Source organism: Marinobacter gelidimuriae, assembly GCF_000372805.1.
Lineage (GTDB): Bacteria > Pseudomonadota > Gammaproteobacteria > Pseudomonadales > Oleiphilaceae > Marinobacter > Marinobacter gelidimuriae.
In genome coordinates this window covers 53,872-64,088 of the sequence record NZ_KB889872.1, presented here as the reverse complement: position 1 = coordinate 64,088, position 10,217 = coordinate 53,872, and the positions used below count along the sequence as shown (strand labels likewise).

The following is a 10,217-nucleotide window of genomic DNA, read 5'->3' as shown; positions in this document are numbered from 1 at the left end:
CCGTTTACCAACAACCAAGGTGAGCGAGACATCCGTATGTTCAAAGTGCAGCAGAAAATATCGGGTTGTTTTCGATCCTTTGAAGGAGCCGAGATTTTCTGTCGCGTGCGCAGTTATTTGTCGACGGCGCGTAAGCAGAACGTGTCTGCCTCGAAAGCCCTGATGCATTTGTTCGAGGGGCGTGTGCCGCCGTTCATGGCGGTGGGTGCGGGTAATGATACGACCGTTTTAAATCAAACCAGCTGAATAGTTACGCTTTCCTTTTGTATGTTTACAACAACGTGCTCTGGCGAGAACAGCAGTCGCATGGCCAGCAGATCGTAACTGTCGTTCAGCTGTTCATTCACAGCACTTTTGACCAACTCTATTCTGCTCATGATCACCCGTTCAGTAAGGTATTTACCTTGCGACGATTTTCCATCGCGCAGGGTTTCAGACTGTCCGCTTCTGTGGTCACATACGCTAAGCTGACGCATCGGGATTGAACCCCATACCAGACAAGGAAGACCATGGCCGCTCCGTCCACAAATGCCACCAGTGAAAACTCCCATATTACCCCCGGTTTTCACGCCGTTCACGCCAATCATCTAGAAGATCTGCGCCGGGCAGTGGTGTTTATCTGCCAACAAAACCCACTGCCGCCGCTGCAAAGCGAGACGTTTCTGGTGCAAAGCAACGGTATTGCCCAGTGGCTAAAGCTGGCGCTGGCGGAAAAGCGCTCAGAGAATGGCAGCGAAGGTGGCTTGGGCATTGCCGCCGGTATGGATTTTCTGTTTCCGGCGCGATTCATCTGGCAGGCCTACCGCGCCGTGCTGCCGGACGGCGAGGTGCCAGAGCAATCCCCCTTTGATAAACGCCGGCTGGTGTGGCGGCTTTACCGGCTGTTACCGGAACTTGTTCTCACAGATGAGGCGTTCAACCCGCTGGCGCGCTTTCTGAACGGCAGCGACACCGATTTGCGGGCATTCCAGCTGGCAGAGAAAGTGGCGGATCTGTTTGACCAGTACCAGGTGTTCCGCGCCGATTGGCTGGCGGCCTGGGAGCATGGCCGTGATGTAGTAATCAGCACCCGTAACGGCGAAAAGCCGATTGAGGAAGACACCCGCTGGCAGCCAATGCTGTGGCGCAAGCTGGTGGAAGACACCGGCGCCGAAGCACACACCAGCCGCTCGCAGATTCACACCCGTTTTATGAAACAGGGCCAACAGGTTGCCGCGCCTTCCCATCCGAGCCGCTTACCAAAACGCATTGTGGTGTTTGGTGTATCGTCTTTGCCACGCCAGGCGCTTGAAGCCCTATACGTGCTTAGCCGTTTTAGCCAGGTAGTGCTCTGCGTTCACAACCCTTCGCAGTTCTACTGGGCCGATATTGTCAGCGATCGCGAACTGCTCAAAGCTGAGCGCAAGCGCGGTGCCAGCCACCCCACGCTGTCGCAGATTGACGATGTCGACCAGCTGCACCAACACGCCAATCCGCTGTTGGCGGCCTGGGGTAAACAGGGCCGGGATTACATTCGCCTGCTGGACGAATTCGACAACCCTGACGAGTACCGCAACAGCTTCCAGACGCCGGATCAGAAGATCGACATCTTTTCCGAGCACGGTGCAGGTCAGACAACCTGCCTGCTTAACCAATTGCAGAACGATATTTACAACCTGACGCCGCTACAGGAAATTCGCGATGAACAACGCGAGCTTGATCTGCAAGATGACCATTCCATGGTGTTTCACAACGCCCACAGCCCGCAGCGTGAAGTGGAAATACTGCACGACCAGCTGCTGGCCACGTTTAACGCCGATGCCACCTTGCGCCCCCGCGACATCATGGTAATGGTGCCCGACATCAACGTGTATGCACCCCACATTCAGGCGGTGTTTGGCCGCTATACCGCCGGGCGCAAACGCCATATTCCGTTTACCATTTCCGATCAGGGCCAGCGCAACCACGAACCGGTATTGATAGCCCTGGAAACCCTGATGTCGCTGCCGCGACACCGCTTTGGGGTGAGCGAAATCATCAGCCTGTTAGAAGTGCCTGGCATTCGCGATCGGTTCGAGATTGCCGAAGAGGAAATCCCCTTGGCGCGGCGCTGGGTAGAAGGTGCCAATATTCGCTGGGGCCTGCACGGTGCCCACCGGGAAAGCCTGGAGCTGCCAGCCGATCTGGATCGCAACACTTGGCAATCCGGACTGCGTTCGATGCTGCTCGGTTACGGCATGGGCGACGACGAGCCCTGGGCTGGCGTTCAGCCCTACGGCGAGATTGGCGGTTTGCAGGCCAGCCTGGCCGGGCGCCTTGGCGACTTTGTTTACCGCCTGGAAAAAGTGTGGCAAGACCTACAGGCAAGCCGCACACCGCAACAATGGGAAGCGCTGTTCGCCGCCATGCTGGAACAGTTTTTCCACAAGGTAGAAGGCCATGACCTTTTGCTGCTGAACCGCTTTCGCCGCCAGTTGGAACAGTGGCTGGAAGACACACTGGCCGCGGGGTTAGAGCAACAGCGGCTGCCTCTGAACATTGTGAAAGACGTGCTATTGGACGGCCTGGATGAAGGCGGCCTGAACCAGCGTTTTCTGGCCGGCAAAGTGAACTTCGCCACACTGATGCCCATGCGCGCCATACCGTTCCGCACTGTGTGCCTGCTGGGCATGAACGACGGCGATTACCCGCGCTCGCGGCCGCCGGTAGATTTCGACCTGATGGCGCAGGACTATCGGCCCGGTGACCGTTCCCGCCGGGAAGACGATCGCTATCTGTTTCTGGAAGCCATGCTGTCTGCCCGCGAACAGCTTTACATCAGCTGGGTAGGGCGCAGCATTCGCGACGACTCACCAAGGCCGCCATCGGTGCTGGTGGGCCAATTGCAGGATCACTTGAACGGCTTGTGGCAACTGCCAGGGCAACCCGATGTCGCGGTAACGGACGCACTGACGACCTGCCATCCGCTACAACCGTTCAGCCGCGACTATTTTCCCCAAACCCGACACGCCCGCAGCTTGTTCACCTACGAACACGAATGGCGACGTGCCCACGGCACTGTCTCGACGGACGCGCAGCAGCAGGCATTAGCGTACCAGCAGCCGGAAGAACCCGTCACCCTGAATGACCTGTCCGGTTTTTTGAAAAAACCGATAGACACGTTTTACCAGCGCCGCCTTCAGGTGCGCTTTGAAGACGTGGAAGACGACGATACCGACACCGAAAACTTTGATTTGAACGGCCTTGACCGATGGCGCCTGGACACCGAACTGATTGAGCAGGGTTTGCTAAAAGCCAGTAGCGAGGAAGACTTGGAACACCGCCTGGAAACCACCCTGGATTGCATGGCCCGGCGCGGTGACCTGGGCATGGGCACCACCGAGCACCGGCTGCGCAACGAGCTGTCTGGCCGCCTGCCAAATTTGTTCGAACGTTATCAAAGCGCGCTGGCCGAATGGCCCGAGGAAGTCGGCGAACCGCTGGCGTTTGAATATCGTCTGGCCAACAGCACCGGCTCGGTGGAGGTGCTGGACCTGATTGATCACCTGCGCCGCAACCACGAAGGCAAACTCTGCCGATTGGTCATCGCGGGCTCCAGCCTGCTCACTGGCAGCGGCAATACCAAAAAAATTCGCTACGCCAATCTGATGCGCGACTGGGTGATTCACCTGGCCGGGCAAATCGCAGCGCAGCCCTTTGAAACCCTGATTCTGGGCAAAGAAGAAAAGCGCAATGTGCGCTTCGCACCTCTGGCAAAGGAAACGGCAAGTAAGCACCTGGACGCCATATTGGCGCGCTGGATGGACGCGAGCACCCGCGCGTTACCGGTGCACTGTGAAGCCGGTTTCGCCTGGATTTACAGCTTTTACCAAAGCAAAAAGTTTCTCGGTGAGCACGAACGCGCCATCAGCGACGCCGAACAGGCGTACACCACCGCGCTGGAACGCGACACCGGCTATTTGCGCGGCGCCTTTGAAAGCGCTGAACTGCTGCTGGAAAGCGGCGAATTTGAAGCCCTGTTGCACGAGCTCTACGTGCCCCTGTGGGAAGCCGAGCAAGACAAATCCGCCGCCGGTCAGTTTGAGGACAAGGTATGACGGCTACTACACCTTTTATAGTAAAACCAAACCCCAATCTTGACCCATTCGCGCTCCCCCTGAACGGCAGCACCCTGATTGAAGCCAGCGCCGGCACCGGCAAAACCTTCACCATTGCCATTTTGTACGTGCGCCTGGTACTGGGCCACAGTCAGCCGGAAGGCAGCGCCCTGGCCGCGGGCCTGGTACCGCCAAACCTGCTGGTGGTGACCTTTACCGACGCTGCCACCAAAGAGCTGCGGGATCGCATTCGCGTTCGGCTGACCCAGGCCGCCGAGGTGTTTTCCAATGCCGCCGGCAGCACCACGCCTACGGCAGAAACCGCGCTGATTCACCAGCTGCGGGATGACAGCTATCCAGATCCGGCCACCTGGCCAGACTGCCGCAAAAAACTGCTATTGGCAGCGGAGTGGATGGACGAAGCCGCGGTGTCTACCATTCACGCCTGGTGCAACCGAATGCTCAGCGAACACGCCTTCGACAGCGGCAGCTTGTTCCGGCTTACCCTGGAAACCGACCAAAGCAGCCTGATGGACGAAGTGGTGCGGGATTACTGGCGTACGTTTATCTATCCGTTATCAGCGGAGCTGATGGACGAGGTTATTGACCACTGGAAAACCCCGGACCAACTGCAAAAGGCGGTGCGCAATCTGCTCTTGGCTGTTGATTCTCTCGACGCGACTAGCGGCGATGTAGAACAGCTGATTGAGGCCACAATGCAGCAGCGCAAAGAGCAGTCACAAACACTGAAAGCCCACCCCTGGGCGGACTGGAAGCCCGAAGTGACCGACATGCTGCTGGCACTGAACAAAAGCAAACGCCTGCACGGCGGCAGTATGAAACCGATGATTACGGCCTGGGACACATTACTAGACTGGGCAAACTCCGATGAACTCTACCCGGTCGGGCTGGAGAAAGCCGGCTTTCAGAACCAGACACCAGACGTGCTTGCGACAAAACTCAAAGGCGATGGCGATGTGCCACATCACCAGGCTTTTGACGTTATCGCAGAACTGATCGCCTTTCGCGAGAACCTGCCCAGCGCCGAGGCCGATATTCTTCGCCACTCGACCCATTGGATTGCGGCGCGGTTGGAATCGGAAAAACAGAAGCGTTCGGAAATGGGTTTTGATGACCTGCTCACCCGGCTGGATGACGCTTTGCACGGCCCCCGTGGTGATCAACTGGCGGCCACCATCCGCCGCCAGTTCCCGGTCGCGTTAATAGACGAGTTTCAGGACACCGATCCGGTTCAGTACCGCATCTTCGACCGCATTTACCGGGTGGCAGAGAATCATCCGGACACCTGCCTACTCATGATCGGCGATCCGAAACAGGCCATTTACGGCTTCCGCGGCGCCGACATTTACACCTATCTGGACGCCCGCACCGGCGCCCGCGACCGTACCTGGACACTGGGCCGCAACTTCCGCTCGTCCCGGCCTATGGTGGCGGCGGTGAACCGGGTGTTCGAGTATGGCGACCAACACAGCCCCGAAGGCGCTTTTCTATTCGGCAAAGGCAATGCCTCAGCGCTGCCATTTCAGGCGGTAGAGGCCAACGGCACCAAGCGCCTTTGGGCCACCAACGGCGAGCTGCAACCCAGCCTGACGCTGTGGGCCAGTGAAAGCGAAAACACCGACAAAAGCGGCAATCGCAAAGGCCTGGCCAAAGGCAACGCCACCCTTGATGTGGCTGGCACCTGCGCCAGTGAAATTACGCGCCTGCTGACGTTAGGGCAGCAAAGTCTGGCCGGTTTTGCGCTGGAAACCGACCTGAGTGACATCGAGCCGGTAGAACCCAAAGACATTGCCATTCTGGTGAACAACCGTAAAGAAGCTGCAGCGGTACGAGATGCACTAGGGCAACGGGGAATAAAAAGCGTGTACCTGTCTGACCGGGATTCGGTACTGGCGTCTCCAGAGTCAAAAGAAGTGCTGTGTTGGCTAAAAGCCTTTGCCGAACCCCGCCAGCTGGCCTATGCACGCGCGGCCCTGGCCACACCAACCCTCGGCTTGCCCTGGGCCTATCTTGACCAGCTACTGACCAACGAGATGGCCCTGGAGCGTGAAATCGAGCGCTTCATGGGCTACCAGCAGCAGTGGCAAAGCCAGGGAGTGCTGCCCATGTTGCGCAGTTTCCTGATGGACTTTGACGTACCCGGCAGGCTGCTGCAGCGCGTCGGCGGCGAGCGCCGGCTAACCGACATTCTGCACATTGCCGAGCTGCTGCAGCAAGACAGCCTGCAGCTAGACGGCGAACACGCACTGGTGCACCACTTCACCGCCATTCTGCGGGCCGCCGACGACGAAGACGAACACCGCACCCTGCGCCTGGAAAGCGACGCCGGCCTGGTAAAAGTGATCACCGTTCACAAATCCAAAGGCCTGGAATACCCGCTGGTATTTTTGCCCTTTGGCACCGCCTGCCGCGCTGAAAACGAGAAACAGGCGTTTGTGCGTTATCACGACGACAACGACCAGCTGATCACCGTGTTCGACCCCACACCAAACGACGTCGAACAGGCGGACAAAGAGCGCCTGGGCGAAGACATCCGCAAACTCTACGTCGCCTTGACTCGCGCCCGGTTTGCCACCTGGGTAGGCGTGACCGAAATTGAAAACTGGCAGCTTAGCGGCTTGGGGTATCTGCTAAGCGGTAACCCTGCCGCCAAACACTCGCTGAGTGGCGCCCTGCAGCAGCTGGCCGTTGACCACAGCGAACTCTTCGTGGAATCGTTACCGGAAGCCACCGGCCAGCACTATGCAGAACCGGCGCCTGGAGCCCTGGGGCTCGCACGGGTGTCTACCCGCGAGGCTCGCGAAGACTGGTGGATTGCCAGCTACTCATCCCTGGAATACGGCGGCCTGTCTGGCACCGGCATTGTGTTTGACAGCGAGTTCGAAGACGCTGAAACCCAGAACCTGCTCGAAGAAAGCACGCACACCAACGATGAAGAAGACGCTGCCATTGTGCTCAGCCACAGCCTGCACTATTTTCCCAAAGGCGCAGGCCCCGGCACCTTTCTGCACGATATTCTGGAATGGTGTGTACAACAGGGCCTGCAACACCTTGTGGACAACCCACCGCTGCTGCGAGAACAGCTCACCCGCCGCTGCAGTACCCGGGGCTGGAGCGATTGGGTAGACACTCTGGAACATTGGATACTCGCGCTGATCCGCCAGCCGCTGCCGCTGGGCCATGGCAGTGACAGCAGTAATAGCGGCGACAGCACCAGCCTGGCCAGCCTGAAAACGCTGCGCCCGGAACTGGAGTTCTGGTTTGAAAGCCGCAACGTCAGCACCCGCGCACTGGACAAGTTGGTTACCCAACACACCCTCAATGGCGCTGACCGTCCACGAGTAGAAGGCGGGCGTTTCAACGGCATGCTCAAAGGTTTTATTGATCTGGTGTTTGAACACAACGGGCAGTATTACGTGCTGGACTACAAATCCAATGTGCTGGGTGACAACGACAGCGCCTACACCAACCAGGCCATGGGCGAAGCCATTTTAGAAAAACGCTATGACCTGCAATATGTACTTTATCTGCTGGCCCTGCACCGGCTGCTGAAAGCACGTCTGCCAGATTACGATTACGATCAACACGTGGGCGGTGCGGTTTATCTGTTTTTGCGCGGCATCCATGCGCCCGGAGCCGGGGCGTTTTGCGACAAGCCACCGAAAGCCTTGATGGAGCAACTGGATGCCATGTTTGATGGCGAAGCCGCCGCCGCGGAGGAAGCAGCATGAGCAAAACCCGGAATTTCGATGACCAGTTTGCCTTTGATCTGGACGAGACGACACCTGTTGTCGCCAGCTCCCGTGATAACAGGCTTGCCCTGCAGCACACCGATGCTCTGCTAGAACAGCTGGACGCATGGCAACAAGCCGGCTGGATACGCCCGCTAGACGTACGCTTTGCGCAGCTGATCCGGGATTTATCAGACGAACAGGGTAAAGCACCGGCACCACTGGTTTTACTGCTCGCCGCACTGGTCTCCCATCAAGTGGGCCGCGGCCACGTGTGCGTGGACCTTGCGACTCTGATGGCTGATGCCGCAACAACATTGTCACTGCCGCCCGAAGAGCCAACGGCAGCCAGCAGCCAGAACAAGGCAAGCCGGGCCAGTTCTGATAAAGAGCTTTTCGCAGATCCGACAAACACCGACCCTGGCCAAACCCGGCCAAGTGATCTGTTGGCACAGGTGTCCGTGCCGGAGTGCCTTGCCGTACTGAACGATGCGTTAGCGGTCAGTGATGGCTCGCACACCACGCCGCTGGTGCTGAGTGGAACCCGGCTGTACCTGCGCCGCTTCTGGCGCTACGAACAGTACATTGCTGCCGGCATTCAACAGCGACTGGCGCAGCCATCCCCTCTGACTGACCCGCTATCGCCCGCGGCGGCCACTTTGACCCAGGCGCTGGACGTGCTGTTTAAACCGCAGGGCTCTTTAAATTCTCAAAGCTCTCAAAATTCTCAAAGCGCTTTAAACTCGCAGAATCCCCAAAGCTCTGTCGATTACCAAAAGCTGGCCTGTGCCCTGGCGGCCCGCAACCGCTTTGCAGTGATTACCGGCGGCCCCGGCACCGGCAAAACCACCACTGTGGTCAACCTGCTTGCGGCCTTGCAGTCAGTCGCAGGCGAGTCACCGGAGCGGGAAGGGCGGGACGGGAAGAAAGGTAGAAAGTACCGCATTCGCCTGGCCGCGCCGACAGGCAAAGCCGCGGCGCGACTGAACGAATCCATCGGCGGCGCTGTCAGCCGGCTGCCCTTGGCACAATTACCGGGGCAGGTCGCATTGGCGGATATACCCACCAAGGTAACCACCCTGCACAGGCTGCTTGGCAGCCGTCCGAACACTCGCAAATTCCGCCACAACCGGGACAACCCCCTGTTGGTGGATATTCTGGTGATTGACGAAGCCTCCATGGTGGATCTGGATATGATGGCGTCGGTGTTCGATGCACTGCCGGCAAGCGCCCAGCTGATACTTCTGGGCGACAAAGATCAGCTAGCCTCGGTAGATGCCGGTGCGGTGCTGGGCGAATTGTGCCAGCGCGCGTCTGACGGGCATTATCTGCCAGCAACAGTGCAATGGCTGAAAGCCGTCACCGGCACCGACATTCCAGCGGTCTTGCAGGGTTCAAACGGCCAGCCTCTGGACCAGGCGGTGGCCATGCTGCGTAAGAGTTACCGCTTTGCCGAAGGCAGCGGCATTCGCCATCTGGCCGAAGCGGTTAACACCAACACGCTGAGCGCCGACACCCTGCAGCAGGCCCGTGACGCAACCTTTGAGGACGTAGTGTGGCTGAATGGCCGCAGCAAAAAATCATCCCTGGAGAGCACCCAAGCGCTGATCTGTGGCCATGCGGTCAGTGGTAGCCAGCAGGCGTTCAATAATAACGGGGAAGGACGAGTTGATGGCAACGGCCAGCCTCTTCCGCCACCGGTGGGTTACCGCCGCTACTTAACACTGATGCAGGATCACAATCTGGACAGCAACAGCACAACCGGGCAGTGGGACCAACTGGCCAAATCGGTATTGCAAGCTTTCAGTGATTTTCAAATACTTTGCGCCCTGCGCCGAGGGCCCTGGGGCGTAGATGGGCTGAACGACTTGATCGCCCGTCACCTGCTGGCGCAACGGCTGATTCCGCGAGCCGAAGGCTGGTACGCCGGGCGGCCGGTGCTGGTTACCGGTAACGATTACAACCTGGGGCTGATGAACGGCGACGTCGGCATTACCTTCAGCGTTCCCTTGGCCATGGGCGCGGTCACGGACCCGCAAAGCGATGACGAGAAAACACAGACAGTGTTGCGCGTGGCTTTTCCCACCAGCGACGGCAGCGGCGACATCCGCTGGATTTCACCCAGCCGACTGCAACAGCTGGAAACCGTGTACGCCATGACCGTGCATAAAGCCCAGGGTTCGGAGTTCAACCACACCTGCCTGATACTGCCCGACCGAGTAAGCCCGGTATTAACGCGAGAGCTGATTTACACCGGCATTACCCGGGCAAGAAACTGGTTCAGTTTGATAACCGGTGACGCCAGCGTATTCAGCGACAGCGTGGGGCAGCAGGTGGTGCGGGCTTCGGGGTTGGGTGCGGTGCTTGGTGCGACACCAGTGAACTGATA

Annotated in this window: 5 protein-coding genes; 4 read left to right on the top strand and 1 reads right to left on the bottom strand. The window is 58.6% G+C overall.

Features of this window, described 5'->3' with window-relative positions; genetic code table 11:
• The coding region (locus A3OI_RS19440) for an IS66 family transposase (protein ID WP_018403331.1) at positions 1-246 on the top strand (246 nt) is incomplete at its 5' end.
• Here A3OI_RS19440 and A3OI_RS22615 read toward each other — a convergent pair.
• Entirely contained in the window at positions 234-476 is a 243-nt protein-coding gene (locus tag A3OI_RS22615) for a hypothetical protein (protein WP_155903022.1), read from the bottom strand. The two genes, A3OI_RS19440 and A3OI_RS22615, sit on opposite strands and share 13 nt — an antisense overlap.
• Before the next feature lie 33 nt (positions 477-509).
• On the opposite strand from A3OI_RS22615, the gene recC reads away from it, so the two are divergent.
• Genes recC through recD form a run of 3 tightly spaced genes read left to right on the top strand, consistent with a single transcriptional unit; the run spans position 510 to position 10,215 of the window.
• Positions 510-4,076: an exodeoxyribonuclease V subunit gamma gene (gene recC / locus A3OI_RS0105590; RefSeq protein WP_018403329.1), complete on the top strand. Its 3,567-nt coding sequence runs from the start codon at positions 510-512 to the stop codon at positions 4,074-4,076.
• Positions 4,073-7,828, top strand: a complete 3,756-nt coding sequence (recB, locus tag A3OI_RS0105585; protein WP_018403328.1) for an exodeoxyribonuclease V subunit beta — start codon at positions 4,073-4,075, stop codon at positions 7,826-7,828. Before recC ends, recB begins: the two co-directional genes overlap by 4 nt.
• Positions 7,825-10,215, top strand: coding sequence for an exodeoxyribonuclease V subunit alpha (gene recD, locus A3OI_RS0105580; protein WP_018403327.1), 2,391 nt, complete (start codon positions 7,825-7,827; stop codon positions 10,213-10,215). Before recB ends, recD begins: the two co-directional genes overlap by 4 nt.
• Positions 10,216-10,217 lie beyond the last annotated feature (2 nt).